28 protein-coding genes are annotated in these 24,009 nt (G+C 54.2%); 5 read left to right on the top strand and 23 right to left on the bottom strand.

Translation table 11 applies throughout. From position 1 onward, the window contains the following. Positions 1-92 precede the first annotated feature (92 nt). The 3 genes from KNP77_RS12310 to KNP77_RS12300 form a co-directional block, all read right to left on the bottom strand. A complete protein-coding gene (locus KNP77_RS12310) occupies positions 93-1,475 on the bottom strand; it encodes an MATE family efflux transporter (protein ID WP_214891028.1) in 1,383 nt (460 codons plus the stop codon). A gap of 81 nt (positions 1,476-1,556) precedes the next feature. After that, entirely contained in the window at positions 1,557-2,810 is a 1,254-nt protein-coding gene (locus KNP77_RS12305) for a peptidase U32 family protein (RefSeq protein WP_214891026.1), read from the bottom strand. A gap of 10 nt (positions 2,811-2,820) precedes the next feature. Further along, complete coding sequence (locus KNP77_RS12300; protein WP_131507183.1) at positions 2,821-3,723, bottom strand: peptidase U32 family protein; 903 nt, start codon at positions 3,721-3,723, stop codon at positions 2,821-2,823. A 145-nt stretch (positions 3,724-3,868) separates the two neighbouring features. Here KNP77_RS12300 and KNP77_RS12295 point away from each other — a divergent pair, with 145 nt between their 5' ends. Further along, positions 3,869-4,666 (top strand): SDR family NAD(P)-dependent oxidoreductase, encoded by a 798-nt coding sequence (locus KNP77_RS12295; protein WP_370252119.1) that lies wholly within the window; start codon positions 3,869-3,871, stop codon positions 4,664-4,666. Between the two features lie 60 nt (positions 4,667-4,726). Here the strand turns inward: KNP77_RS12295 and KNP77_RS12290 are convergent, their stop codons facing one another. The 7 genes from KNP77_RS12290 to rnz are packed head-to-tail and all read right to left on the bottom strand — an operon-like array spanning position 4,727 to position 9,388. Beyond that, on the bottom strand, positions 4,727-5,053 hold the full coding sequence (locus tag KNP77_RS12290; protein ID WP_214891024.1) for a hypothetical protein: 327 nt from the start codon (positions 5,051-5,053) through the stop codon (positions 4,727-4,729). Positions 5,054-5,085: 32 nt separating this feature from the next. Next, complete coding sequence (locus KNP77_RS12285) at positions 5,086-5,631, bottom strand: hypothetical protein (RefSeq protein WP_131490362.1); 546 nt, start codon at positions 5,629-5,631, stop codon at positions 5,086-5,088. Beyond that, positions 5,604-6,566, bottom strand: a complete 963-nt coding sequence (locus KNP77_RS12280) for an ATP-binding cassette domain-containing protein (protein ID WP_214891022.1) — start codon at positions 6,564-6,566, stop codon at positions 5,604-5,606. The genes KNP77_RS12285 and KNP77_RS12280 overlap by 28 nt, the downstream gene beginning before the upstream one ends. Next, complete coding sequence (locus KNP77_RS12275) at positions 6,526-7,203, bottom strand: hypothetical protein (protein WP_214891032.1); 678 nt, start codon at positions 7,201-7,203, stop codon at positions 6,526-6,528. Before KNP77_RS12275 ends, KNP77_RS12280 begins: the two co-directional genes overlap by 41 nt. Then, complete coding sequence (locus KNP77_RS12270) at positions 7,181-7,594, bottom strand: DUF4430 domain-containing protein (RefSeq protein WP_131439819.1); 414 nt, start codon at positions 7,592-7,594, stop codon at positions 7,181-7,183. The genes KNP77_RS12275 and KNP77_RS12270 overlap by 23 nt, the downstream gene beginning before the upstream one ends. Beyond that, positions 7,591-8,481: a hypothetical protein gene (locus KNP77_RS12265; protein ID WP_131490365.1), complete on the bottom strand. Its 891-nt coding sequence runs from the start codon at positions 8,479-8,481 to the stop codon at positions 7,591-7,593. Before KNP77_RS12265 ends, KNP77_RS12270 begins: the two co-directional genes overlap by 4 nt. A 1-nt stretch (position 8,482) precedes the next feature. Beyond that, the gene (gene rnz, locus KNP77_RS12260; RefSeq protein ID WP_131458475.1) at positions 8,483-9,388 is read right to left on the bottom strand and encodes a ribonuclease Z; all 906 of its coding nucleotides are present in this window, start codon (positions 9,386-9,388) and stop codon (positions 8,483-8,485) included. A gap of 74 nt (positions 9,389-9,462) precedes the next feature. Here rnz and KNP77_RS12255 point away from each other — a divergent pair, with 74 nt between their 5' ends. Next, positions 9,463-9,636, top strand: coding sequence for a hypothetical protein (locus tag KNP77_RS12255; protein ID WP_167615642.1), 174 nt, complete (start codon positions 9,463-9,465; stop codon positions 9,634-9,636). A 45-nt stretch (positions 9,637-9,681) separates the two neighbouring features. Here the strand turns inward: KNP77_RS12255 and KNP77_RS12250 are convergent, their stop codons facing one another. Together KNP77_RS12250 and KNP77_RS12245 are read right to left on the bottom strand one after the other, a co-directional pair. Further along, a complete protein-coding gene (locus tag KNP77_RS12250; RefSeq protein ID WP_131463704.1) occupies positions 9,682-10,812 on the bottom strand; it encodes a M20/M25/M40 family metallo-hydrolase in 1,131 nt (376 codons plus the stop codon). 171 nt (positions 10,813-10,983) lie between these two features. After that, positions 10,984-11,982 (bottom strand): aromatic acid exporter family protein, encoded by a 999-nt coding sequence (locus tag KNP77_RS12245; RefSeq protein WP_131490366.1) that lies wholly within the window; start codon positions 11,980-11,982, stop codon positions 10,984-10,986. A 67-nt stretch (positions 11,983-12,049) separates the two neighbouring features. Here KNP77_RS12245 and KNP77_RS12240 point away from each other — a divergent pair, with 67 nt between their 5' ends. Then, the gene (locus KNP77_RS12240; RefSeq protein WP_353048827.1) at positions 12,050-13,132 is read left to right on the top strand and encodes an N-acetylglucosaminidase; all 1,083 of its coding nucleotides are present in this window, start codon (positions 12,050-12,052) and stop codon (positions 13,130-13,132) included. A 90-nt stretch (positions 13,133-13,222) separates the two neighbouring features. Further along, positions 13,223-13,993, top strand: a complete 771-nt coding sequence (fadH, locus tag KNP77_RS12235; RefSeq protein ID WP_201738976.1) for a 2,4-dienoyl-CoA reductase — start codon at positions 13,223-13,225, stop codon at positions 13,991-13,993. Positions 13,994-14,026: 33 nt separating this feature from the next. On the opposite strand, the gene KNP77_RS12230 is transcribed toward fadH, so the two are convergent. From KNP77_RS12230 to KNP77_RS12195, 8 genes are all read right to left on the bottom strand, one after another. Continuing rightward, positions 14,027-14,614, bottom strand: coding sequence for an HD domain-containing protein (locus tag KNP77_RS12230; RefSeq protein WP_131463708.1), 588 nt, complete (start codon positions 14,612-14,614; stop codon positions 14,027-14,029). Next, positions 14,614-15,288, bottom strand: a complete 675-nt coding sequence (locus tag KNP77_RS12225) for a metal-dependent hydrolase (RefSeq protein WP_131463710.1) — start codon at positions 15,286-15,288, stop codon at positions 14,614-14,616. Before KNP77_RS12225 ends, KNP77_RS12230 begins: the two co-directional genes overlap by 1 nt. Before the next feature lie 38 nt (positions 15,289-15,326). Further along, positions 15,327-16,049, bottom strand: coding sequence for an amino acid ABC transporter ATP-binding protein (locus KNP77_RS12220; protein ID WP_070327076.1), 723 nt, complete (start codon positions 16,047-16,049; stop codon positions 15,327-15,329). Continuing rightward, entirely contained in the window at positions 16,046-16,705 is a 660-nt protein-coding gene (locus tag KNP77_RS12215; protein ID WP_201738347.1) for an amino acid ABC transporter permease, read from the bottom strand. Before KNP77_RS12215 ends, KNP77_RS12220 begins: the two co-directional genes overlap by 4 nt. A gap of 56 nt (positions 16,706-16,761) precedes the next feature. Then, positions 16,762-17,553, bottom strand: coding sequence for a transporter substrate-binding domain-containing protein (locus tag KNP77_RS12210; RefSeq protein WP_131463712.1), 792 nt, complete (start codon positions 17,551-17,553; stop codon positions 16,762-16,764). A 181-nt stretch (positions 17,554-17,734) separates the two neighbouring features. Further along, on the bottom strand, positions 17,735-18,076 hold the full coding sequence (locus KNP77_RS12205; protein ID WP_214891018.1) for a DUF952 domain-containing protein: 342 nt from the start codon (positions 18,074-18,076) through the stop codon (positions 17,735-17,737). A gap of 59 nt (positions 18,077-18,135) precedes the next feature. Then, positions 18,136-18,564, bottom strand: coding sequence for a BrxA/BrxB family bacilliredoxin (locus KNP77_RS12200; RefSeq protein ID WP_070327072.1), 429 nt, complete (start codon positions 18,562-18,564; stop codon positions 18,136-18,138). Positions 18,565-18,598: 34 nt separating this feature from the next. Then, complete coding sequence (locus KNP77_RS12195; RefSeq protein ID WP_070327071.1) at positions 18,599-19,783, bottom strand: class I SAM-dependent methyltransferase; 1,185 nt, start codon at positions 19,781-19,783, stop codon at positions 18,599-18,601. A gap of 99 nt (positions 19,784-19,882) precedes the next feature. Here KNP77_RS12195 and KNP77_RS12190 point away from each other — a divergent pair, with 99 nt between their 5' ends. Then, entirely contained in the window at positions 19,883-20,659 is a 777-nt protein-coding gene (locus tag KNP77_RS12190) for a sporulation protein (RefSeq protein ID WP_070327070.1), read from the top strand. 41 nt (positions 20,660-20,700) lie between these two features. On the opposite strand, the gene KNP77_RS12185 is transcribed toward KNP77_RS12190, so the two are convergent. The 3 genes from KNP77_RS12185 to KNP77_RS12175 are packed head-to-tail and all read right to left on the bottom strand — an operon-like array spanning position 20,701 to position 24,001. Further along, positions 20,701-22,014, bottom strand: coding sequence for a dihydrolipoamide acetyltransferase family protein (locus KNP77_RS12185; RefSeq protein ID WP_214891016.1), 1,314 nt, complete (start codon positions 22,012-22,014; stop codon positions 20,701-20,703). 11 nt (positions 22,015-22,025) lie between these two features. Next, the gene (locus KNP77_RS12180; protein WP_070327068.1) at positions 22,026-23,003 is read right to left on the bottom strand and encodes an alpha-ketoacid dehydrogenase subunit beta; all 978 of its coding nucleotides are present in this window, start codon (positions 23,001-23,003) and stop codon (positions 22,026-22,028) included. Beyond that, positions 23,003-24,001 (bottom strand): thiamine pyrophosphate-dependent dehydrogenase E1 component subunit alpha, encoded by a 999-nt coding sequence (locus KNP77_RS12175; protein ID WP_131464898.1) that lies wholly within the window; start codon positions 23,999-24,001, stop codon positions 23,003-23,005. The genes KNP77_RS12180 and KNP77_RS12175 overlap by 1 nt, the downstream gene beginning before the upstream one ends. Positions 24,002-24,009: the final 8 nt, after the last annotated feature.

Here is a 24,009-nt window from a genome sequence, read left to right as displayed (position 1 = left end):
CCATAAAAATGAGAAGAGGCCACCGGGAGCGAACAAGTCGCTCCCGGTGGCCTCTTTCTTATAAATCTACTGAGTTATGTCCCAGCCTCGTTTCATAAATTGGTCGCTTTCGCTTCTACCTCATCTTCTGACGGACGGAACAGCAGTTTCCGGTCCCAAATCGCCATGCCGACCGCTGTCAGGAAGGTCAAGCCGTCGGCAATCGGGAAGGCGAGCCAAACACCGAACACACCGAAGAAGTTCGGTAAGATAAACACGAGCGGAATCGTAAAGAGCGTCTGTCGAGACAACGACAAGAACATCGCGACCCGGGCTTTCCCGAGTGATTGATAGATGCCGTTGACGAGCATTTGGACGCTCGTTAAGAACGAGACAGCGAACAGGACATGAATCGCCGTCACCCCGCCAGCAATCAAGTTCGCGTCGGACGTGAACATGCGCATGAGCGGTTCCGGGAACAGCTGGAGCGTCAGCCAGATGAAGACCGCAATCGCGATTCCGGCCCGTAGCGCCGTCCAAATCGTCTCGCGCATCCGCTCGAACTGTCGCGCCCCGAAGTTATAGCCGACTATCGGTTGCATGCCTTGGACGATGCCCATGATCGGCATCCCGACGAGCGCCATGAACTTATTCAAAATGGCGAACGTGGCCAATTCTTGGGTCCCCCCATACGTCCCGAGCATGATGTTGACGAAGACGAACAAGACCGATTGCGACACCATCATGACGAACGAGGATGACCCGATTGCCATAATCTCCTTCAACTCGCCGAACCGGAGCCGAAACTTCCGCCATTGGAAGTCGAGCTCGGTCCGGCGATTTTTTGCGAAGAAGAAACGTAACATGAGCACCGACCCGACGACTTGAGCGAGCGCCGTCGACCAGGCCGCCCCGTAAATACCCCATCCGAACGTGAAGATGAACAGCGGCGTCGTCACTAAGTTCACGACGACAGTCGTGAGCATCACTTTCATCTGATAAGGTGCCTGTCCTTCGGCCCGCACCATCGCGCTCGCGGCGAGGGTGAACATGAAGAACGGTGAGCTGATAAGCACGACCGATAAGTATTGACGACTCAATTCCATGATCTCCGACGTCGCCCCGAACACGGTCAAGATCGAGTCGAGCATGAAGATGGCCGAACTGACCGCGAACGCGGCGAACACGCCTACGAGCACGAGCACGTTCATGAACGTGACGGCGGCACCGGCGTCATCTCCTTTGCCGAGTTTCCGCGAACTGATTGAGGCCCCGCCGAGACCGACCGCACTCGAGACGGCCATTAGAATCATTTGAATCGGGAACGCGATCCCGATCGCGGCCACGGCAGCAGGGCCGATGCCACGCGAGACGAAAATCGTGTCAATTATATTATAGAGCGCCGTCACCAGCATACCGATCATCGCCGGCAGCGACAGCTTGAACAGCAGGCGTCCGATCGGATCGGTCCGGAGTTGCTCCGTGTTCTGATTCATCCTTCCATCCCCTTTTTCGTATATGTTAATAGGGTAGCAAGATTGGATGGAACGGTCGACTATGTTGCCTTGACGGATGTGTCAACGGGCACTCGAAGCGGGAACTTTCACTGCTGCCACTTTTCGTTTTCGCATGATGAAGTCGGTCGCGACAGGTTGGTCGACTTTGACGCGTACCGTCATCATCGCCTGGTTCGCCGTCTCGAGCGGCATCCCGGTCTCATCGAACAACTCGTCGATCCGTTGCGTGAAGCGGACGAACCCGGGACCAAAGAATTCGACTTCTTCTCCGCGGCGGAAATGGTTACGCTGCTCGAGCGTCGCCATGCCTGTCGACGCTTCATACGAGATGACGCGCGCTGCGAACGCATATTGCGGGATGGAACGCGATTTGCCGAACAGTTGCTCTTTCTCGGTCGGGATGCCGTAATAGAACCCGCTCGCGAGCTCCCGTTGCGCCGCTTTCCAAATCTCTTCTTCCCATGCCGGGTCGAAGACGAAGCCTTCAGGATCCGCGCAGTAGGCATCGATGACTTGACGATAGACGTTACAGACGGTCGCTACGTAATGGATCGACTTCATCCGTCCCTCGACTTTCAAGCTATCGACGCCGGCATCGACCAAATCGGGTATGTGCCGGACCATCGCAAGATCGACCGAACTCATCGAGAACGGTTCCTCATCGCGCGCTGCCATGTCGTCTGTCAACAACTCATCCGCCTCGAAGAAGCCGTATTTCCAGCGGCACGACTGGGCGCAGCCGCCACGGTTCGCATCGCGGAGCGCCATATGGTTCGACAGCGTGCAACGTCCCGAGTAGGAGATACACATCGCGCCATGGACGAACGCCTCGATCTCGACGTCGACTTGACGCTTCATCTCTTTGATCTCTTCCATCGACACTTCACGGGCGAGGACGATTCGCTCTAGTCCTTCCTCTTGCCAAAAACGGAGCGTCTCGTAGTTCGTCGCCGACGCCTGGGTCGACAAATGGACCGGAAGACCGGGCGCGTCCGTGAGACAGACCTCGATCATGGCCGGGTCCGAGACGATGACGGCGTCGATGCCGATGTCACGGAGTCGACAGAAGAAATCGCCCGCGCCATCGATATCCCCTTCATGGGTCACCATGTTCGCGGCGACATACACTTTCGCCCCGCGCTCGTGCGCGAATGCGACGCCTTCAGTCATCTCCTCGTATCCGAAGTTGCCGGCCCGCGAGCGGAGCCCGAACTGTTGACCACCGATAAAGACCGCATCGGCCCCGTAAAGAATCGCCATCTTTAATTTTTCTAAGTTTCCTGCCGGAGCTAGTAGTTCTGGACGTTTTTTCATCTTGATCCCCTCACTTGATCTCTTCTGGATTTCGTAACAGCAGTCCGGTCCCAAGCCGGAATTGTTCAGGTTGAAGTTCGGCGAGACGCCGTTCCATGAGCGTGCGGTCGAACTGGCCATTCAACAAATCGGACCGGGCTTTGTCGAACAGACGGACGATGTCGACGAACGCGTCCCCGGCATGCCACCCTTCGAGTTTCCACGTATGCAGTCCGCCTTTTAAGAGCACCGGCAATTGACCCATGAGCGTCAAATCTTCGGAGAAGACGTGCGTCCCATTGTCGTCTTGGTAGACGGGATAGCGACTGTCCGCATCAGACGGTTCGCTCATATAGTACTCGCGCGCTTCCGCGTCCCCTCTCGACCGACCGATCTCATTGAAATAGTTCGTCAATAGCGGTCGTTTCGAGTGATGGATACATGTTGGTCCGTACACTTGAACCTCGACGGGGAGCCCGATCTGCTGTTGAATCATCCCAAGTTCGGTCAGTGTCACTTCACGGGCCGCGACCGCCCCGATGGCGTCGCGCTTACCCCAAAATTGAATGTGTCGCGCCGACGTGACGAGCGTTTGAGCATCGTACCAATAGGGGATATTGGCATTACGGATCAAGCGGATGGCACCTGGATCGCCCGCCGTCACACTGTCGATCCCGATTTGCTTGAGCGCGTGTAAATAATCCGGCAACGCCTCGATTTGATCGTTATGCATCAAATTGTTGACGGCAACCGTCACTTCTTTGCCGTAACGATGGGCGAGCGCTGTGACTTCTCTCACAGCAGGAAGCGACCAGTCACCTTTATGGCGTAAACCAAACGTCGACTCTCCGATATATAGACGGTCTGTCCCCGCCATGATCAGCGCCTCTGCTTGTTCGACGCTTTGTGCTGTAGTAACTAGCTGAATCATCATCTGTTTTTTCTCCTGACTTTGTGAGTCTAATCACATATTCTTGATATACTTTAGCACACGTTCAAGCGTGTCGACGAAGCAGGAATTTAACAACTGGTGAAGAAATCAGTAACAATGTATGACTTTTTAATTGAAGGAGTGGACGATTTTGACAAAAACAGCCTTGATTACCGGTGCCTCGACTGGCATCGGCCTAGATCTCGCCGTCTTAGCGGCCCGAGATGGATTTGACTGTATTCTCGTAGCTCGTAGCGAGCCACGGTTACATGAACTCAAAAAAGTGCTTGAAAAACGATACACGATTAACGTGCACGTATTCGCACTCGACCTATCTGAACACAACGCCGTGAAACGGTTGACGAACGCGATTGACGCCGCCGGGCTCACGGTCGATTTTTTAATCAATAACGCTGGTTTCGGTACGGCTGGCGAGTTTATCGAGCTCGATGCGGAAACCGAGGCCGAAGAGGTCCGGTTGAACGTCAACGCCTTGACCGAGTTGACGAAAGCGTACTTGCCTGACATGGTCGCCCGCAATCACGGCTATGTCTTAAATGTCGCCTCTGTCGCCGCATTCCAGCCGGGACCGTATATGGCCGTCTATTACGCGACGAAAGCGTACGTCTTATCACTCACAGAAGCGCTCCATGCCGAGACGAAAGGCACAGGCGTAAACGTCAGCGTCCTTTGCCCGGGTCCGACCGACACCGGTTTCTTTAACCGGGCCGGCAGTGAAATGATGGTATCGAAAATGCCGTCTCATCTCGTCGCTTTCTTCGGTTATAAGGGCGTCATGAAAAATAAACGGGTCATCATCCCAGGTTTGTCGAACCAAGCGCTCGTCGGACTCGCGAAAATTATGCCGCGAGCGGTCAGTCTCGAAATTTTACGTCGATTCCAAAAACCGACAGATGCCTCGGTCGAACAGCTCCCGACATCTTGAACCTAAAAAAAGCAGAGCGACTCAAACGTTTGAGTCGCTCTGCTTTTTTAGGTTGAGGAATCAGTCGCCATGGCGTGACAGCTGAATCAGACGTCGAATAAAGATAAAAGCTGGTATCACCGTCATGAGCGCCGTCGTGACGACGAGAGACCAGGCGAACACGGCTTCAAGTGTGACCGTTCGGGCTCGTAGCTCCTCGAGAAGATTGACGTTTTGAACGGACAAGACGGTCATCAGTGCCGGCCAGACGCTAGAAGCGAGGATGCTCAACATCGCGTATCGTGTCCGAATGAGCCGACGCGACATCAAGAAGATATTGACGGCCATAAACAATAGTCCGATGAAGAGGAACAAACCGATCTCATACATATTGACGTATCCGTCCATGCTCAACCACCTCACTCGAGTAGTACTCATGTTTACCCGTCTTCTCGGACAAATATGCGAACGAATAAATCATGTAGGACGATCAAAAAGAAGACGTTTGCGATTCCATGCGCCAAATCGAACGGCAAGCTAAGGATGAGCAATTTGATAAAGTCGGCTCCAATCACTTCCGCGAACGACAAGTTCGCCGTCCAGCCGAATAAAAAACCAGAGCCGAGCCCGATTGACCAAAGTAACATGCGCGACCGTAACAAGATCGGTCGTAACAAGTAAACGAGCGTGATCACGAGCAGCCAACCGAGAAACTGATACAAAACGAACGGACCGAGGCCGAGTAAAAGTCCCGATAAAATCGGGACGAATAAAGCGAGCATGCCTGCACTCGTCCATCCAAAATAGAGCGCGGTCAGCATCAATAATGCGGTCGTCGGTTGCACGTTCGGTATGGCCATGAAAAGCCACCGTCCGATGACGGCGAGCGCAAGAAGCTGCGTCAATACAGAAATAGGTGACTTCGTCCGCTCAAACTTCGACAAAAGTGCGAACGCGGTTACGAGGGCGAGGACGTAAGTGACCATAACGTACTCCGATCCACGTACTGTTCGCGCGTGCCGTCAAACACGACCGCTCCGCTCGCCATACATAAGACATGACCTGCCGCCGCAATCAAGCGTTCATCGTGGGTCGCACATAAAACACGCGCCGTCTCGGCTTTTTGTACGATTGCCGCAACGAAGGCGTCGCGTTCGTTCTCCGACAGTCCGACCGTCGGCTCGTCGAGGACGATGAGTGACGACGTGGACGCGAGTACCGCCTGCAACTGTTCGACCCGTCGATTCAACGCTTTTGGGAACGGCCCGTACTCGGGGTCTGCCGGAAGATAGAGCGGCCGCTCTGATAACTTCACTTTCCCGTATAGCGGGCGCAGACTCTTCGCCATCAGTTCTAGGAGTGTCGACTTGCCACTGCCGTTCGTCCCGATGCACACCGTTAACCCTGGTCCGTCAGACCGGTACGACACGTGTTCGACCGCGTAGGTGGGTTGCAACGGATGACGATAGGAAACGTCTTTGACGTTAATCGATGCTTCACTAGACGACTTTACGACCGTAAACGCATGTGTTGCACCGCCTTCACGCGACCGGTCCGTATAAGAGACGCTAATCCCGAGCTGTCCTAGCCGCCGAAGCAGCATCGACAAGTGTTCGCTTCGGAATCGATCGAGATAACGGAACGGCTCGATGAGAACGAGCGCATCGGGATTTTCGCCGAGCACGTGAGCGATTCGAACGAGTTGTTGTTCTCCGCTCGAGCATTCATCAAATCGTTTTTTGGACAGATGATCGATTTGCAAGAGAGCTGCCAGTTCGGCGCCGCGCATCGCATCATCACCGGCGAGCAGTGAGGCGACCGAACCGGCGAGCGGGTCATCGAGATTGACGATATGGGCCCGCTCTGAAGCGACCCACTCCTCAATTTGCTGACGTCCGTGCTCTGAGGATAACCAACGCATCTCGCACCCCTCCTTTCGTCAAATACGGGTAAAGCAACCAGATGAGTGGTGACCACTTAAGCGCCGCCACAAAGCAAATAAACAGGATGAACAGATGAACGAGATCATCGCCTTGGAATGAACGTAGGCGCGGCAACGCGTAAACGGGTTCACGGCGCTGGCTGTCAATCCCGACCACGATCGCTTCTCGCCAATCTTGTCGCTGGTGACTGCGGAGCGACAAACGGATGGCCCGTTCCATCGACGGGACGAGCGCCCAAGCACCGTACAGCAACCGGGTCGATTGCGGAAAGCGTCGCAAGAGCGGCAATAGCCGTTCTAATCGCATGAAACGGCTCGCCCAAACCATTCCGAATAAAAACGTCGCCAAGCGGACAATTTGGCCGCTGAGCGAACGGATGGAGACGTCCCACTGGAGCAAAATCGGTGCGAGCGAGATCAGGGCGAACGCGACAAGCAGACCGAGCATCGCGACGGGAAAGCGCCGCTCCAACAGTAACAACAAGAACAGCCCGGCGAGCAGACTTAACGAACCGTTCACATGGATCAAGACGTACAGATGGACGAGTAGAAAGAAAAGGAGCGTGACAGCATGTCTACGCTCCCAATCCGCCTCATTCGAAGAAAGAAATCGCATCTTCTTCAAACCGCCATTGGATAATATCGGTGGACTCGACTTCTTTTGCAGCCGCCCCTTCATCGCCAGGGCTGCCGTTAAAGGCGTACACCCAACCAGATGACTGACCGGCCGATTTTTCTTGAATCCCGTCGATTGCCGTGACGTAGGTCATCTCCCCGCTTCCGACCGAATCAATCGGCAATTCTGTCGCCTTGAGGGCATCGAGCACCGTCGCCCCATCCTCTAGGCAGACACTTTTCTCATGGTACAACGTCTCTTCTGTCGACGCGTCGTAAACGGAAATTGTCGGTTCGACGTCACAAGACTCACTTTGTCCGTTCGATGTCTCTTCTCCAGCACAAGCTGCCAATAAAGGTATCATCATACCCATGATGAGCAATTTTTTCATTGATCCGTCAAATCCTCTCGTTGGTGGATGGAGTAGTTGTAAAGAATCGTATATTTTTCGCCTGTCGTTCTGCCTTCACGGGTCAAACCGGTCAATTGAATACTGTTGGCGAGCACGGGTTCGCGCTGGAGCCAGAATTTGACGATTCGTCCGTCCCGGTTGATCATGAGCATCGCTTCGTTCTCGAACGTGTACATGTCATACAGTCCGTCAAATGAGAGCTGCAAGAGCGGTGCCTCGACTTGTTTGGCAAAGTCTTCCCACGCTGTCCCCCGTACGGCTTCGATCACGTGTTCGAAGTCAACGAGCTTCTCGAAAAAGGCTCGACCGGAACTTTTGTTCATCTCATCGACTTGACGATATTCAAGTTCCCCTGAGTCGTCATAGTTGATGCGGATTTGCTGGAACGAGCTGCTGCGTTCGACCATGAGCAAATACTCGAGTGACTGCAGTTCACCGTCCCGGTCGACGACTATCTTGCTACGATCGAGCTTGATCACCTCGCCGTTGATCCGGCGTAAAATCGTATCTGTCATCCGGTCGAACGACTCGTCTTGCACCGACACCGGCCCGATTTGTTGAGATTCGGCCCGGAATTCGGATTGGTCGAACAAAGGTACGAACAGTAAAACGATGAAGAAGAAGAAGCCGACGAGTGCCCCGTACCATTTATACCGGCTGTTTCGTTTTGGAAAGAACAAGAATGACATCAAAAATCCGATTGGGATATGAAACCCGCCGATCGGAAACGAAACGATTCCGAGCAACGAGTAGAATAAGAACTTGGCGAAAAAGTTCGGTTCTGGCTCTTTCAACTGATTCAATCTTACACCTAGCAACAGGCTGATGACGATGAAACCTAGCCAAACGTATAGTTGTATTGTCACATCAATCCCCCACTATAAACTCGGAAAAGTCGGTTGCCACATGGCTATCCGCAAACCCAGACACGACCTCGGCCTCAAATTCTGCTTCCCGGCCTTGGTAGCGGGCCGAGATATGGGTGACGATCAACCGGCCCGCTCCCGCCTCGTTCGCGAGCCTTGCGGCTTCGACCGTCGTCGAGTGACCATACTGTCTCGCAAGTTTTGACTCCCCTTGCATAAACGTCGCCTCGTGGACAAGAACGTCGGCAGCTTGTGCGAGCACGAATGCATTCTCGCACGGAGTCGTATCCCCTAAGATGGCGACGATCGCTCCACGGACCGATTCTGTGACATATTCTTTAGACGCGTATGTTTTCCCTGCAAATTCAAACGTGTCTGCTTGTTTGATTGTCCGATAGACTGGACCGCTCGGAATACCGAGTGCTCTCACTTTGTCGACGAGGAGCGTCCCCGGACGCGCCGGTGCCTCGATGCGAAACCCGTAAGATGGAAAGCGATGCGCGAGCTTCCGCACCGTGACGAGGTGACCGTCTTGCTCGAACGTGTCCCCGTCCTCATATTCGACAATCGTCAGGTCATAGCCTAAATATGAACCGGTCAGTTTCAACGTCAGCTCGAGCCATTGCTTGATGCCACGCGGCCCGTACAGCGTGAGCGGATCCTTTCCGTCGAGGGCGGAACGCGTCGATAAGAAACCTGGCAACCCGAAGACATGGTCCCCGTGTAGATGCGTGATCCAAACAGCCGATACTTTTCGCGGTTTGATCGTGGTATGGAGAATCTGGTGCTGGGTCGCCTCCCCGCAATCGATCAGCCACGTCTGTTTAGGCAATGTAAGTGCGAGCCCGGAAACGTTCCGTTGTTTCGAAGGCATGCCTGAACCAGTTCCTAAAAAATGTAACTTCATAAATATATTTGTCCTTTCTGCTAGCCTAATCCATGCTATACTTGAGTCACTCGTTGAAAAGGATGTGATCCGTGATGAATAAAGTTGAACATTCCGATGCTTTGTATGAAGTGATTCGGGAACGAGCGACTTCAATGAATCGCAAACACCAACAAGATGCAGGCACCTCGATCCGAATTCACGACATAGCGACCGAACTTCACTGCTCAGACGAACTCGTCTTAGAATCGTTGGAGTTCGCCGCATAAACACACGAACACATAGGAAGAGCCGACTTAGCGTCGGCTCTTTTTTTAGTTTGTTTCCCGTGTTGCGACTTGCTCGACAATTTCAACCACGAGTTCAATTAACTTATACAGTTCGACGAGTGGCATGCGTTCGTTCGTCGTATGGATTTCTTCATACCCGACAGCAAGGTTAACCGTCGGAATGCCTCCACCGGCGATCACGTTCGCATCTGAGCCCCCGCCCGAATGAAGGATACGAATCGGACGTCCAATCGCTGTCGCCGCTGACTTCGCCACTTCGACGACCTCGTCGCCTTCTTCGAACTTGAAGCCCGGGTACATGATGTCAATCTCGACTTCAGCACGACCACCGTGCGTCTCAGCAACTTCGATATACGCTTGCTTCATCGCTTCAGCTTGCGCTTCCATCTTATCGTGGATAAGCGAACGGGCCTCGGCGAGCACTTCGACGTAATCACAGACGATATTCGTCGCGCGTCCGCCTTCGAAGCGTCCGATGTTAGCCGTCGTCTCTTCATCGATCCGGCCGAGCTTCATTTTTGCGATCGCTTTTGCTGCGATTTGAATCGCCGAGACGCCTTTTTCTGGGGCGACACCGGCGTGGGCCGTCTTCCCGTAAATTTTCGCGTTCACTTTTGCTTGGGTTGGAGCTGCCACGATAATATCGCCGACCGGTCCGTCCGAGTCGAGGGCGAAACCGAATTTCGCATCGATTTTCGAGAGGTCGAGCACTTTCGCACCGACGAGACCCGATTCTTCACCGACCGTGATGACGAACTGGATCTGACCGTGTGGAATTGCCTCCTCTTTCAAGACCCGAACGAGTTCGATCATCGCTGTAAGCCCCGTCTTGTCGTCGGCACCGAGAATCGTCGTCCCGTCTGTGACGATATAACCGTCTTTAATACTCGTTTTGATGCCTTTACCTGGTGTGACCGTATCCATGTGGGCCGTGAAGTAAATCGGGTCAACGCCCTGTTTCGTCGCAGCCAACGTGACGATAAGATTGTTTCCTGAATGCGCAGTTTTTGTCGATGCGTCGTCTTCGTAGACGTCACATCCGAGTTCTGTGAAGACCGACTTTAAATGCTCACAGATGACCGCTTCTTCTTTTGTCTCTGAATCGATGCTGACCAACTGTAAAAATGTGTCCAGCACACGTGTCTCGTTTACCATAAAAACATCCCTCCATCCAAACATTTCTTGGTTATTATAACAAACTCATGTCGTTTGCACGAACCTTTTCCATTCTGTACAATGAGGTCAAACACGTTTTGGAGGATCCTCATGAGAAAAAAACAACAAAAACGACAACGCATCATTCAAATCGGCGTCGTCGTCATCGTATCAATCTTCTTGCTTAGCACGTTTTTGTCGGGGATGGCCATGTTCCTGTAACAGGAGAATGTACCGTTCTTTCAAGATCAAGTAACTCTTCACATCTGACAAAATATTGAGCAGCGACGAGCGTACCTCAAATTCCTCACGCGATGTGGGGAGAGGTACGTTTTTTCGATAATGGTCGATGATTTCCTCGAGCTCGCGAAGAAACGCCGAGGCGTCAGCCTGCTCGTTGACGTTGTCGCCGACGCGGCGTAAAAATGTGGCGACGGGTTTCGCCTCATTGACGACCATCGTGATCTCCCGCGCATTATCAGCAATCCGCTTCAAAATGTCGTACTGGCGCTCGCGCATCCGGAAGTATAGATAGTCCATGTCTTCGTTGCGCTTCCCGATCGAGTTTCCCATCCGGCGGAGGGCCAAGTCTTTCCCGTTCTTTAAATAGTCACGCGTCTTCAACAGCATCATCGAATGGTTATTGTACACACCGGTCTCGACACAGGCTGCGACGTCATAGAAGTGGACCGCGAGCGCCCGGTTGATACTCTCTTTAATGCGCTCGATGTCTTTATCGAGCGTCGGCATATACATGTTGACGACGAGTCCGACGCCAACCCCGATCGCGATCAACAGGAGTTCGTTCAAGAACAAGTCGAGTGAGAACCGTCCTTCGGTGTACAGATGGGTCAAGATGACGACACTCGTGATCATGCCGTCCTGCAGTTTGAGCTGTTGAACGAGCGGGATGAACATGACAAAATAAAGTGTAAGCGTCGCCGGCGAATAGCCGAGCAGCGTGAACATCAACGCGCCCATCCCGATGGCGAGCAAGCTTGCCATGACACGTTCATATGAGGCCCGAAATGACTTCTTGCGCGTCTCTTGGATACTGAGGATGGCGATGATGGCCGCGAAGACGTAATAATCGAGATGGATCGTCTCAGCGATGAGCATCGCGATCCCAGCCGCGACCGCCGTCTTTAACGTACGTGTACCAATTTTCATATCATTCCCTCCTCTCATACAAAATTGTTTACTAGTTTTCTCTGTTTGGCAATCCTCAAGTTTGGAAGTGATCCTATTGAAGAAAAAACAACGACGCCGGCTCTTGCCCGCCCTGCTCAGCTTAGCACTTGCCATCTTCGGCTTTCTTTGGTTACAAGAGCGAGGCAACGGGACGTACACCGTCGAGACGTTCGCAGATGGTGACGTCTCGTCCCGTCACTTCGAGTCGCTCGCTGAAGCCCGCACCTATATGGAACGCGGCGGCAATCGCGCCTTGCTTGGCCCGTCCGGCGAAGTCATCGACTTTACCGGCACCGGCATCGCCGTCACGCCGACTGACCGGGTCACGAACCTGTATAAAGATGCCGCGTTCAAGGAGCGGCAGTCGTACGTCGCCGGCGGCACCCGGCTTAGGCTCGTCGGAAAGGGTTCTGACCATTTGCGAGTCACCATCTCCGGTGCCGACGTGTACGTACCGCTAGCCGACATGACGCTATACCCGGACGCCGTCGTCGAGAAACGCGGCTATTACGAGATGCGGGACGGACAAGTGCTCCATACCGTTGAAGCGAACGGGAACTTGGCTGGGACGTTTTTGGTCGGACCCGCCCCGCAGGAAACGTCGGACCGGTTTTATACCGAAAACGTCCGGGACGTCTTCGATTCACCGTACCAATTCGCCTCGATTCAGTCCAAATCGCCGTACTCGGCCCGCGAACTCGATCAATTTCTCGCCACGCTCGGTGACAGTCCGCTCACCGGAAAAGGTGATGCCTTCAAGGACGCCGAAGCCGAGTTCGGTATTAACGCCCTGTTCTTACTCGCCGTCGCCGGTCACGAGTCGGGATACGGGACGTCCGCGATCGCCCGCGATAAAAATAATCTCTTCGGGTTCAAAGCGACAGATGACGACCCGAGCGGCAACGCCTCGACGTTCGCTTCAATCGAGGCGAGTGTCGATGCTGCGGCCCGCTTGTTCGCCGAGAAGTATGTGACCGGATCGTACGACCGCGGCCCGTTCCCCGGCAACAAGCAAGAAGGTGTCAACGTCTTCTACGCCTCGGACCCGTATTGGGGCGAGAAAGTCGCCGGGACGATGTATCGCATCGACCGCGAGCTCGGATTAAACTATTTGGAACAGCTCCAGTGACGGCCAAACGGCCGTCGCTTTTTTTTTGCAGGAATCCCTAGAGTCAAACCCGAATACTAAAAATGAACGACCATTCATTCAAAGGGGGAGATTCATTTGAAAACGATTTGGATTACCGGCGGTTCGTCCGGCATGGGGAAAGCGATGGCGCTAAAATTTAAAAGCGAAGGCTGGAACGTTGCCATCAGCGGCCGCAACGAGGAGCGCCTGCAAGAAACGATGGGTGAACTCGAGGCGATCGGTGCGGGTCAAGCGTTACCCGTCCAACACGACGTCCGCGATTACGAGGCGTGCGCCCAAGCGCTCGATCAGATTGTCGAACGATTCGGTCCGGTGCATGCGCTCGTCAATAACGCCGCCGGCAATTTCGTCTGCCCGATGCTCGATTTGACACCGAACGGTTGGACTAGTGTCATCGACATCGTTTTGAACGGCACGTTCAACTGTACGCACGTCCTCGGAAAGCACTGGGAGCGCGAACAACTCCGTGACGGTTCGATCATCAACATGGTCGCGTCGTACGCGTGGCAGGCAGGTGCTGGTGTCGCACCAAGCGCCGCCGCTAAAGCAGGCGTACTGAATTTGACCCGGACGCTCGCCGTCGAATGGGGCTATCAGTTCGGGGCCCGCGTGAATGCGATCAGCCCGGGACCAATCGAACGGACTGGCGGGGCCGACAAACTCGCCGTCCACGTCAAAGAAGTCGAGCGCATCCGCCGCAACGTCCCGCTCGGCCGCTTCGGGACACCGGAAGAGATCGCTGACCTCGCTTTCTGGATGACGTCGGATGAGATGCGTTACTTGAACGGTGAATGCATCTCGCTCGACGGCGGGCATTGGCTCAATAAACATCCATTTTAACGCCAAACGGCCGAGGATCCCTCCTCGGCCGTTTTACATATCTTCGCCAACCCATTCCGCCTCGAACTGCTTCAAGAAAGACGTCATGAACGCGTGACGGTCGCGGGCGATCGCTTTCGCCCGGTCCGTATGCATCCCGTCTGCGAGCAAGAGCAGTTTGTCACTAAAATGCGCGATGGCGCTCGACGGGTCGGCCGGATCATAGAGCGGTGTGCCACGTGATCCGGCATACTGGAACGTCCTGGCGATACCGATCGCACCGACCGCATCGAGCCGGTCTGCGTCTTGAATGATCGCACTCTCGAGCGTCGTCGGCAGTCTGCCTTGCGAGAACGACGTCTCCGCGATGACGGCGAGTATGTGATCCGTCTGGCTTGTACTGAGGGCAATCGTCTCGAGATGATGCCGGACGAGCCCTTTGGCTCGACCGAGTTTCGCGTCCTCGACGTCATGAAGCAGCGCCGCGAGTGTGACGACGAGCGGGTCGACCGCCATCCCTTCAGCGAGATGTTCGGCGAGCCGACGCACCCGTTCGAGATGACTCATGTCATGCCCGGTATGATCCCCGGTATGAAGCTTCGTCACGAAGCGTTCGGTCGCTTGAATCGCTTGACGCGCCATCAAATCTCGATCGTCGTGTTCGGTTCGATCAACAGACCGCGCTGATGTAACTGGTCACAGAAGGCACGTGCATCTTGTTTGATCGGTGGGAACGTATCGAAATGAATCGGGACGATTCGTTTCGCCTGCAGCCAATGGGCGGCATCGAGCGCGTCAACCGGCCCCATCGTGAAGTTGTCCCCAATCGGCAGGAAGGCGACGTCGATCTCGAACCGTTCACCGTACAGTTTCATGTCCGAGAACAATGCCGTATCACCCGCATGGTAAAGCGTCAGCGAGTTCGTCTCGATGATGAAGCCCCCCGGCATCCCCATATAGACCGGGACGTCGCCCATGTCAAGGCTCGAGCTGTGGAACGCCTGCGTCATCGTCACACGGCCGAACGGGAAGGAATACCCGCCCCCGATGTTCATGCCGTGGACCGAATAGCCTTTTTTCTCGTAATAGGTCGCGAGTTCATGTGTCGCGACGATCGTCGCGCCCGTTTCTTTCGCGATCAGTTCGACGTCCTCGATATGATCAAAATGCGCATGCGTCAACAAGATGTAGTCGGCTGTCAATGTCGCCGGGTCGACGTCTGTATGCGGGTTACTCGTCAAAAACGGATCGATCAAGACGCTCATTCCGTCGATATCGAGCTGGACTGTCGCATGGCCATAGTAAGTGATCTTCATTCGAATCCTCCCTTTCTGGTGTCAGATGGAACGTGTCATCACAAGACTTTTTCTAAGAACCGTTTGGCTCGGTCCGTCTGCGGGTTGAGGAGCAGGTCGGCCGGTTTGCCTTCCTCCATCAAGATGCCTTCATCAAGGAACAGGACACGGTCAGCCACTTCACGGGCAAAGCCCATCTCGTGCGTGACGACGACCATCGTCATCCCTGAATCGGCGAGTCCTTTCATGACGTCGAGCACTTCATTGACCATCTCCGGGTCGAGCGCCGACGTCGGCTCGTCAAACAGCATGACGTTCGGCTCCATGGCAAGCGCCCGGGCGATCGCGACACGTTGTTTTTGTCCGCCTGACAACTGACTCGGATAAGCATCGATCTTCTCCGATAATCCGACACGCTCGAGCAACGTCTTCGCTCGTTCGATCGCTTCAGCCTTGCTGACTTTCAACACGTTGATCGGTGCGTACGTCAAGTTGTCGAGCACGTTCATATGCGGAAACAAGTTGAACTGTTGGAACACCATCCCGATATTTTGCCGTGCCTTCGAGACGTTGGCCCCTTTTTTCGTCAACTCGTATCCGGCGACGCTGACCGTTCCGCTTGTCGGCACTTCGAGCATGTTCAAGCAACGTAAGAACGTCGACTTACCGGAACCCGACGGACCGATGACAGCGACGACTTCTCCTTTTTCAATCGAAGTCGTAATCCCTTTCAACACTTCAAGGTCACCGAACTGTTTGTATAAATCCTTTACTTGTATCATCTGCCATCACTCTTTCTTAACCGTTTTTCAAGACGTTGACCAAAGTATGTCAACACCATTACTATCGTAAAGTATATCACACCGGCGAACAGGAGCGGTTCGAAGTAGATCGCCTTCTGTCCTCCGACGATTTGGGCCCGGCGCATAATATCGAGGACGCCGACCGTCGAGACGAGTGCCGACTCTTTCGTGAGCGTGATCATCTCGTTGACGAGTGCAGGCAAGATGTTTTTAAACGCCTGCGGCAAGATGATCGAGCGCAGCTGTTTGACATAAGGGACACCGAGTGCGTCAGACGCTTCCCACTGGCCTTTGTCGACCGCTTGAATCCCGGCCCGAATGATCTCCGAGATGTACGCCGCCGAGTTGAGCGAGAAGGCGATGACGGCCGATTGATAAGGTGTCGTGATAAATCCCGTCAACTGCGGCAAGCCGAAGTGGATGATGGCGAGTTGCAAGATGAGCGGTGTTCCCCGGAACACGGCCGTGTAGGCGTGTCCGATGAAGTTGACGAGACGGTTCGGCACAATCTTGAACGTGGCCACGACGACACCGAACGTGATCCCGAACAGCGCCGAGACGAGCACGACTTGGAACATGACCGGGATCCCTTCAAGAATGTACGGCATAGAATCATAAATCCGACTAAAATCCATTATAAGTTCCTCCTAAAAAAGGCTGACTGATGTTTTCAGTCAGCCTTGATCCATAATTATTCAGCTGGTGCTGCCTCTTCTTCGAACCATTTTTGAGCTAACTTCTCGATTTCTCCTGATTCGATCAATTTGTTCAACTCTTCGTTGAACTGATCGCGGAGCTCATCGTCTTTACGGAAAGCCGCGGCCGAGCCGGCTTCTTCTTCGTCAACGATTTCAAACGTCGCTAGCTCGCTGTCTTGGTCGAGGTACTTCTTCGCGACCGTGTCTTCGATGACCATTGCGTCGATGCGGCCTGTCTTGATCTCTTGAATGATCTCAGGGATCTTGTTCAAGGCGACGATTTCCGCGCCGGGGATCTGGTCTTTGGCAATCCCTTCTTGGATCGAACCGAGCTGGACGCCGACTTGTTTCCCGTCTAGGTCTTCAAGCGTTTGAATCGCGTCGCCTTTTGATAGAATCAAGTTTTTCGCCGTGAAGTAAATATCTGTGAAGTCGGCGTTCTCTTTCCGCTCTTCAGTCGGCGTCATGCCCGCCATGACGAAATCGACGCGTCCGGCGTTCAAGGCCCCGAGCAAGCTACCGAAGTCCATATCTTCTATTTTCAATTCATAGCCCATGTTGTCGGCCACTTGTTTGGCGATGTCGATATCGAATCCGACGATCTCGTCACCGCTCGCCGTATCGACGAACTCATAAGGGAAGTAATCCGCGCTCGTCCCCATGACGAGGACTTTGTCGTCTTCCTCATTCGTCGACGATGACCCGCCTTCATTGACGTCGGCGCCACAGGCGACCGAAAATGCAGCCAGTGCTGCGATACATAATGCTAGAAAACTTTTTTTCATGTTCATTTTCCCCTTTTCAATAAGATGGAATTGTCAGAACTTTAACAAAATTATGACATATTTGTTTTTCTGTCTCAATAGTTCTTTCGCTCTTCATATGTCTGACTTGTCTTCAACCACTATATACACATAATTATTAATTGTAAAGTATATTCATGCATAAAAATCAAAAAAATTACGGTCACATCCGCTCGTAAGCGAAATACGTGACCGTACCGTTATCTGTCGACCCATAAGGTTGCACCCGTTTCACCGACGTGATCGGGATGGCGCTATATACGTGCGGATAGCGATCTCCGTCCTCATTTAGCTCGTAGTGGAGCAAGCTACCGAGGCGCCCAATATGGAACGAGACGAGCACGACCCGCTCCCCATGATAGTGGCGCCTCGCGACTTTACTGATCTGTTGCGGGGTGCAGCAACGAACGTATCCTTCCGTTTGGAGCGATTCTTCGTTGATCTCACCTCGCGACAAGGCGATCGCATATTCCGCCTCACTCATGATTTTAACGACTGGTTCCATTCGATCGATCCCTTCTTAAGGAAAAGCGCAAAGGCAAAGCCTTTGCGCCCACACATTGATTACGCGTAATAAATATCGAACAACGTCTGTAACTGTTCGACGAGCTCTTCAGCCGTCGACGACTCAATCGTGCTCCGTTCGACCATCGTGACGATGTTTCCATCTTCGAGTAGCGCGATCGATGGTGACGACGGGGCGTACCCTTCGAAATACTCACGAGCCCGGTCCGTCGCTTCCCGGTCTTGTCCGGCGAAGACGGTGACGAACTGATCCGGTTTCGTGCCTTCCATCTTGTTCACATAGGCCGCGGCCGGACGAGCGATCCCACCGGCGCAACCACATACCGAGTTGACGAGCACGAGCGTCTTGCCTTCTTTTTTCAGTGCCGCATCGACTTCTTCCGGTGTCGTCAGTTCGGTGTATCCTGCTGCCCGTACCTCATTGCGTGCCTGTTCGACTACATCTTGAAAGTATAATTGAAAATCCATATTGTTTCCCCTTTCGACTTTCGTCTTATCTTTCTTATTTTACGTCTTGTGGATCGGTTAGGACAAGTCTATCGCTCAACTGACCTTCAAGGAACGGGTCCGCACCGAGTAACGACTTGAACGCTTTGTAGCGGACGCGCTGCTCTTCGGTCGCTTCGCGGTTCGTCAAATAGGCGCGAATCAAAATATTTTTTGGTGTATGTTCCATGTCGATAAATTCGAGCAACTGCGCTTCATAGCCGACGAGACCGAGCAGTTCGGCCCGGATCGAATCGGTGGCGAGCGCCGCGAATCGTTCCTTGACGAGGCCGTGTTGAAGCATGACGTCGAGGCTCGGCGCCTCGAGTTGCCGGTTCAGTTCTTTCTGGCAACACGGCACGCTCAAGATGACTTTCGCCCCCCAGCGGACCGCTCGCGCGAGCGCCATGTCGGTCGCGACGTCGCAGGCATGGAGCGTGACGACCATATCGACCGCCGACTCGCCTTCAAATTCATTGATGTCCCCAACGAGAAACTCGAGCCGCTCGTAGCCGAGGTCGCGGGCGATCCCGGCGCACTCCTCGATGACTTCCTTCTTCAAATCGAGCCCGGTGATGTGCACGTCATACCCTTTCATCTCATGCAAGAAATGGTACAAGGCGAACGTCAGATACGATTTGCCCGAACCGAAATCGAGAATCCGGACAGTCCGGTCGGTCGGGAGGTATTTGATCGAATCCTCGATGAACTCGAGGAACCGGTTGATTTGTTTAAACTTATCGTACTTCTGACGCTTCACTTTCCCATCTGCCGACTGGACGCCGAGGCGAATCAGGAACGGGACCGGCTCATCGACCGGCAGCACGTACTGCTTTTCGCGGTTGTGCGTCAGTTTCACTTGCTTCACGTCCGTTGGCCGCTCTTTATACGTCACTTTAAACTTTTTCGAGAGTTGGAAATGGAGCTCGGTCGCTTTCAGCTGAAACTGTCCTTGTCGGAAGTTTTCGAGCAGCTGTCCAAGCTCTGCGATCGCTTCTTCCGTACGTAAATTTTTATGTTTCATGACGCGCTCAAATTGGTATTCAAACTGTATGTGGTACTCATCTTTCAACAATACCGGCTTCAGTTTCACCCGGCGTAAATCGCTCGATTTTTGACGTGGTTGACTGATTGTCGCCGTCACGAGCTCCCCATCTTCGATCAGACCGTTGAGCCGTTCCATCAAATCTGTATATTCCACTTGATTCATCCTTTTTTTAAGTAGTTGCGAAACTTTTTAAACGTGCATCCGTACATACTATTACACGAACACGTGCAAACGTCAAAGGAGGATCACCATATGTTTAAAAAGTTACTTTCATCGATTGGAATCGGGGCCGCGACCGTCGATACGCGCCTTGCGGAGAACAGTTGTGTTCCCGGCGGTACGCTCGACGGGGTCGTCCACATCAAAGGCGGCAACGTCGAACAATCGGTCGACCGTATCTACATTTTCTTCAATACGCTCTACAAGCACGAGGTCAACGACAAGACGACGTATTCGACGTTCACGATCGAAAAAATCCTGTTGAACGAGGCACCATTCATGATCGGACCGGACGAAGTGAAAGAGATCCCGTTCACGATCGAGGTGCCGTTCAACACACCGATCTCCGTCAGCCAGTCGAAGACATGGATCGAGACCGGCCTCGATATCGCCCAAGCGGTCGACCCGAAAGACGAGGACTCGATTCTCGTCAAACCAAACCGCGAGCAGCAAGTCATCCTCGACGTGCTCGACGATATCGGTTTCCGGCTAAAAAAAGCCGACACCGAGATGCTGCCGGCCAGACATCGCTCGGGACGACTCCCGATCGCTCAAGAGCTCGAGTATTCGCCGAACGGCACAAGTTTCGGACGTCGGCTCGACGAACTCGAGGTCATCTTGCTGCAAGACGAGACGAGCCTCGACTTGTTGATCCAAGTCGACAAGAGCGTCCATAGTTTAGGCAGTCTATTCGCCGACTTAACCGGGACCGATGAGTCGACACATCGGCTCAGTTACTCACAGGCCGACTTATCTTCGCCCGAACGTATTCGCCGCGACATCGAGTCATTGATTGAACGGTCAATTTAACGAAAGGAGCCACGGACATGCGTCCGTGGCTCCTTTTTGGATCAATAAAGTGTGTACGTGTTCGGGTCGATTGATTCGAGCGACTGTTTAATCGCCTGTAAAAACTGTCCGGCGACGAGACCATCGAGGACGCGGTGATCGACCGACATGCACAAGTTGACCATGTCGCGTGCCGCGAACATACCGTTCACCCAGACGGGACGCTTCACGATCGATTCAACCGAGAGAATCGCCGCTTGCGGGTAGTTCAAGATCGGGGCCGATTGGATTGATCCGAAAGCGCCCGTATTGTTGATCGTGAACGTGCCGCCGCGCATCTCGTCGGCTTTCAAACGGTTCGCGCGGGCACGGCCGGCGACGTCTTGAAGCGCGACGGCGAGCCCTTTGATGTTCTTCTCGTCCGCATGCTTGATGACCGGGACGTAGAGCGCATCGTTCGCCGCGACGGCGACCGATAGATGGATATCTTTATGGACTTTGATATGGTCCCCGGCCCACTCCGAATTCATCATCGGATGTTTCTTCAGACCCTCGACCGCCGCCTTCATGAAGAACGGCATGAACGTCAACTTGACGCCTTCCCGTTCGAAGAACTCATCTTTCAATTTGGCGCGCGCCTCGACGAGGTTCGTCACGTCGACTTCGATCATGAGCCATGCGTGCGGTGCCTCGTGCTTCGAGCGGACCATGTTGCTCGCGATCGCTTGACGGACACCCGCCGTCGGGATCATCTCAATACGGTCTGACGATTCACTCGGTGTCGAAGCGGTCATTGGCGCGACGGACGGTTTCGTGACGGTTTCTGGCACATCGAGCTTCACTTGCGTCATCGTCTCTTGAACCGGTACTTGCGTCGCCGGTTCCGGTTGGCGCGGACGACCTTCCGATAAGTAACGAAGGACGTCTTTCCGCGTGATCCGGCCACCGAGTCCTGAGCCGTCGAGTTGATCCAAATCGATATCATTCTCACTCGCGAGACGGATGACGGCCGGTGAGAAACGCCCGTTCGCGCTTCTATTACGCGGCGGCGCGGAAACAGGAACGGTCGCGACGACCGCAGCCTGTTCCGGCTGCTTCGTGTCTTCAGTTGTCACTTCGGCGGGCTCATCGGTAGCGCTTGCGACTTCCATCGTCAAGACTGGCGTGCCGACGCTGACCGTATCCCCTTCACCAATCAACAGCTCTTTAATGACCCCAGCACTCGTCGCCGGGATCTCGGCCGTCACTTTATCGGTCATGACTTCAGCGAGTGGTTCGTACTCTTCGACCCGGTCGCCCGGCTTGACGAGGAATGTCGTGATCGTCCCTTCGGTCACACTTTCCCCGAGTTGTGGCATCTTGATCGTCTGTTCCATAAGACCCCTCCTTAAAACGCAGCGAGCTGACGGGCCCGCTCCGCAATTTTTTCAGGGGATACGATGAAATACTTCTCCATCGGTGGCGCGTACGGCATCGCCGGCACGTCCGGCCCTGCCAAGCGTTCGATCGGCGCATCGAGTTCAAACAGCGCTTTCTCGGCGATGATGGCTGCAACTTCCCCGATGATGCTGCCTTCTTTGTTGTCTTCGGTCACGAGCAGGACTTTACCCGTCTTCTTGACGGCTTCGACGATCGCGTCTTGATCGAGCGGATAGACCGTACGTAAATCCAAAATATGCGTGCTGATCCCTTCCGCCTCGAGCGTCTTCGCGGCTTCTTGGGCCATATGGACACAGAGGCCGTACGTGATGATCGTCACGTCGTCGCCTTCGCGTTTGACGGCGGCCTTGCCGATCTCGACCGTATAGTCGTCAGTCGGTAAGTCCGCCTTTAACAAGCGGTACGCCCGTTTATGCTCAAAGAAGAGGACAGGATCGTTCGAACGGATCGCCGCCTTGAGCAGTCCTTTGGCGTCGACCGGGTCGGACGGGATGACGACTTTCAAACCAGGCGTCGAGTTGAACATGCCCTCAACCGACTGTGAATGATAGAGCGCGCCATGGATCCCGCCCCCGAACGGCGCCCGGATGACCATCGGACACGTCCAGTCATTGTTCGAGCGATAACGGATTTTCGCCGCCTCGGAAACGATTTGGTTGACGGCCGGCATGATGAAGTCGGCGAACTGCATCTCGGCGATCGGCCGCATCCCATACATGGCCGCACCGATCCCGACGCCTGCGATTGCACTTTCAGCGAGCGGAGCATCGATGACACGGTCCTCACCATACTTTTCAATCAAGCCTTGCGTCGCCCGGAAGACACCACCGCGGACGCCGACGTCCTCACCGAGCACGAACACGTTCTCATCGCGCTCCATCTCTTCATGGATTGCTTCGTTGATCGCTTCAATAAACGTTTTCATCAGTTATCCCCCTCGTACACGTGGTCCATCGTCGATTCCGGTGACGCGTAAGGCGCCTTGTCGGCGTATGTCGTCGCTTCGTTCACTTCGACGTCGACTTTCGTCTCGATGTCTGTGAGTTCGGCCTCGGTTGCGACGCCATCTTCGAGCAATCGCTTCCGGAACAACTGAATCCCGTCGCGGTTTTTCAGTTCGGCGAGTTCTTCTGACGAGCGGTACGCCTTGTCATCGTCATCCGACGAGTGCGGCACGAGCCGTTCGACTTCCGCCTCGATCAACGTCGGACCTTCTCCGCGGAGTGCACGGGCGCGCGCCTCTTTCACGGCGACGTAGACGGCGATCGGGTCTGTCCCGTCGACCGTCACTCCTGGCATCCCGTATCCTTTCGCCCGATCCGAGACGCGCTCGCAGGCGAGTTGCTTCGACAGCGGTACCGAAATCGCGTACTTGTTGTTCTCACAGAACAAAATGACCGGAAGTTTATGCACGCCGGCAAAGTTTGCCCCTTCGTGGAAGTCCCCTTGGTTCGACGAGCCTTCACCGAACGATACGAACGTGACGAGCTCTTCTTTTTTCAGTTTGGCCGCGAGTGCGACCCCGACCGCGTGCGGCACTTGCGTCGTCACCGGAGACGACCCCGTCACGATGCGAAGTTGTTTCGAGCCGAAGTGACCTGGCATTTGCCGGCCGCCCGAGTTCGGGTCTTCCGCTTTGGCGAACGCCGACAACATCAAGTCACGCGCCGTCTGACCGAAATGCAAGACGACGGCGACGTCCCGGTAGTATGGGAGGATGTAGTCGGTCCCTTTCTCGAGGGCGAACGCCGCCCCGACTTGGGCCGCTTCTTGTCCTTGACACGAGACGACGAACGGGATTTTCCCGGCTCGGTTCAATTTCCACATCCGTTCATCGATTTTACGGGCCCGGACCATCGTCTCAAACATCGCGGTGAGGTCTTGTTTCGACAAGCCGAGCTCTTCATATGAATTCACAGTCATTTGTTCCA

The organism is Exiguobacterium sp. s142 (assembly GCF_018618455.1).
Classification (GTDB): Bacteria; Bacillota; Bacilli; order Exiguobacteriales; family Exiguobacteriaceae; genus Exiguobacterium; species Exiguobacterium aurantiacum_A.
Note: the sequence above shows the minus strand (reverse complement) of the source record. Positions and strands in the feature narration are given on the sequence as shown.

Excerpts from the sequence above, each read along its gene's own strand:
- KNP77_RS12300 (WP_131507183.1), bottom strand. The coding sequence starts at position 3,723 with ATGATGATTCAGCTAGTTACTACAGCACAAAGCGTCGAACAAGCAGAG.
- KNP77_RS12250 (WP_131463704.1), bottom strand. The coding sequence starts at position 10,812 with ATGGTAAACGAGACACGTGTGCTGGACACATTTTTACAGTTGGTCAGC.
- KNP77_RS12285 (WP_131490362.1), bottom strand. The coding sequence starts at position 5,631 with ATGGTCACTTACGTCCTCGCCCTCGTAACCGCGTTCGCACTTTTGTCG.
- KNP77_RS12185 (WP_214891016.1), bottom strand. The coding sequence starts at position 22,014 with ATGGAACAGACGATCAAGATGCCACAACTCGGGGAAAGTGTGACCGAA.
- KNP77_RS12190 (WP_070327070.1), top strand. The coding sequence starts at position 19,883 with ATGTTTAAAAAGTTACTTTCATCGATTGGAATCGGGGCCGCGACCGTC.
- rnz (WP_131458475.1), bottom strand. The coding sequence starts at position 9,388 with ATGAAGTTACATTTTTTAGGAACTGGTTCAGGCATGCCTTCGAAACAA.
- KNP77_RS12310 (WP_214891028.1), bottom strand. The coding sequence starts at position 1,475 with ATGAATCAGAACACGGAGCAACTCCGGACCGATCCGATCGGACGCCTG.
- KNP77_RS12210 (WP_131463712.1), bottom strand. The coding sequence starts at position 17,553 with ATGAAAAAAAGTTTTCTAGCATTATGTATCGCAGCACTGGCTGCATTT.
- KNP77_RS12175 (WP_131464898.1), bottom strand. The coding sequence starts at position 24,001 with ATGACTGTGAATTCATATGAAGAGCTCGGCTTGTCGAAACAAGACCTC.
- KNP77_RS12225 (WP_131463710.1), bottom strand. The coding sequence starts at position 15,288 with ATGAAGATCACTTACTATGGCCATGCGACAGTCCAGCTCGATATCGAC.
- KNP77_RS12230 (WP_131463708.1), bottom strand. The coding sequence starts at position 14,614 with ATGGCGCGTCAAGCGATTCAAGCGACCGAACGCTTCGTGACGAAGCTT.
- KNP77_RS12205 (WP_214891018.1), bottom strand. The coding sequence starts at position 18,076 with ATGGAACCAGTCGTTAAAATCATGAGTGAGGCGGAATATGCGATCGCC.
- KNP77_RS12200 (WP_070327072.1), bottom strand. The coding sequence starts at position 18,564 with ATGGATTTTCAATTATACTTTCAAGATGTAGTCGAACAGGCACGCAAT.
- KNP77_RS12275 (WP_214891032.1), bottom strand. The coding sequence starts at position 7,203 with ATGCGATTTCTTTCTTCGAATGAGGCGGATTGGGAGCGTAGACATGCT.
- KNP77_RS12270 (WP_131439819.1), bottom strand. The coding sequence starts at position 7,594 with ATGAAAAAATTGCTCATCATGGGTATGATGATACCTTTATTGGCAGCT.
- KNP77_RS12220 (WP_070327076.1), bottom strand. The coding sequence starts at position 16,049 with ATGATACAAGTAAAGGATTTATACAAACAGTTCGGTGACCTTGAAGTG.
- KNP77_RS12290 (WP_214891024.1), bottom strand. The coding sequence starts at position 5,053 with ATGGACGGATACGTCAATATGTATGAGATCGGTTTGTTCCTCTTCATC.
- KNP77_RS12255 (WP_167615642.1), top strand. The coding sequence starts at position 9,463 with ATGAATAAAGTTGAACATTCCGATGCTTTGTATGAAGTGATTCGGGAA.
- KNP77_RS12280 (WP_214891022.1), bottom strand. The coding sequence starts at position 6,566 with ATGCGTTGGTTATCCTCAGAGCACGGACGTCAGCAAATTGAGGAGTGG.
- KNP77_RS12180 (WP_070327068.1), bottom strand. The coding sequence starts at position 23,003 with ATGAAAACGTTTATTGAAGCGATCAACGAAGCAATCCATGAAGAGATG.
- KNP77_RS12215 (WP_201738347.1), bottom strand. The coding sequence starts at position 16,705 with ATGGATTTTAGTCGGATTTATGATTCTATGCCGTACATTCTTGAAGGG.
- KNP77_RS12305 (WP_214891026.1), bottom strand. The coding sequence starts at position 2,810 with ATGAAAAAACGTCCAGAACTACTAGCTCCGGCAGGAAACTTAGAAAAA.
- KNP77_RS12245 (WP_131490366.1), bottom strand. The coding sequence starts at position 11,982 with ATGAAAATTGGTACACGTACGTTAAAGACGGCGGTCGCGGCTGGGATC.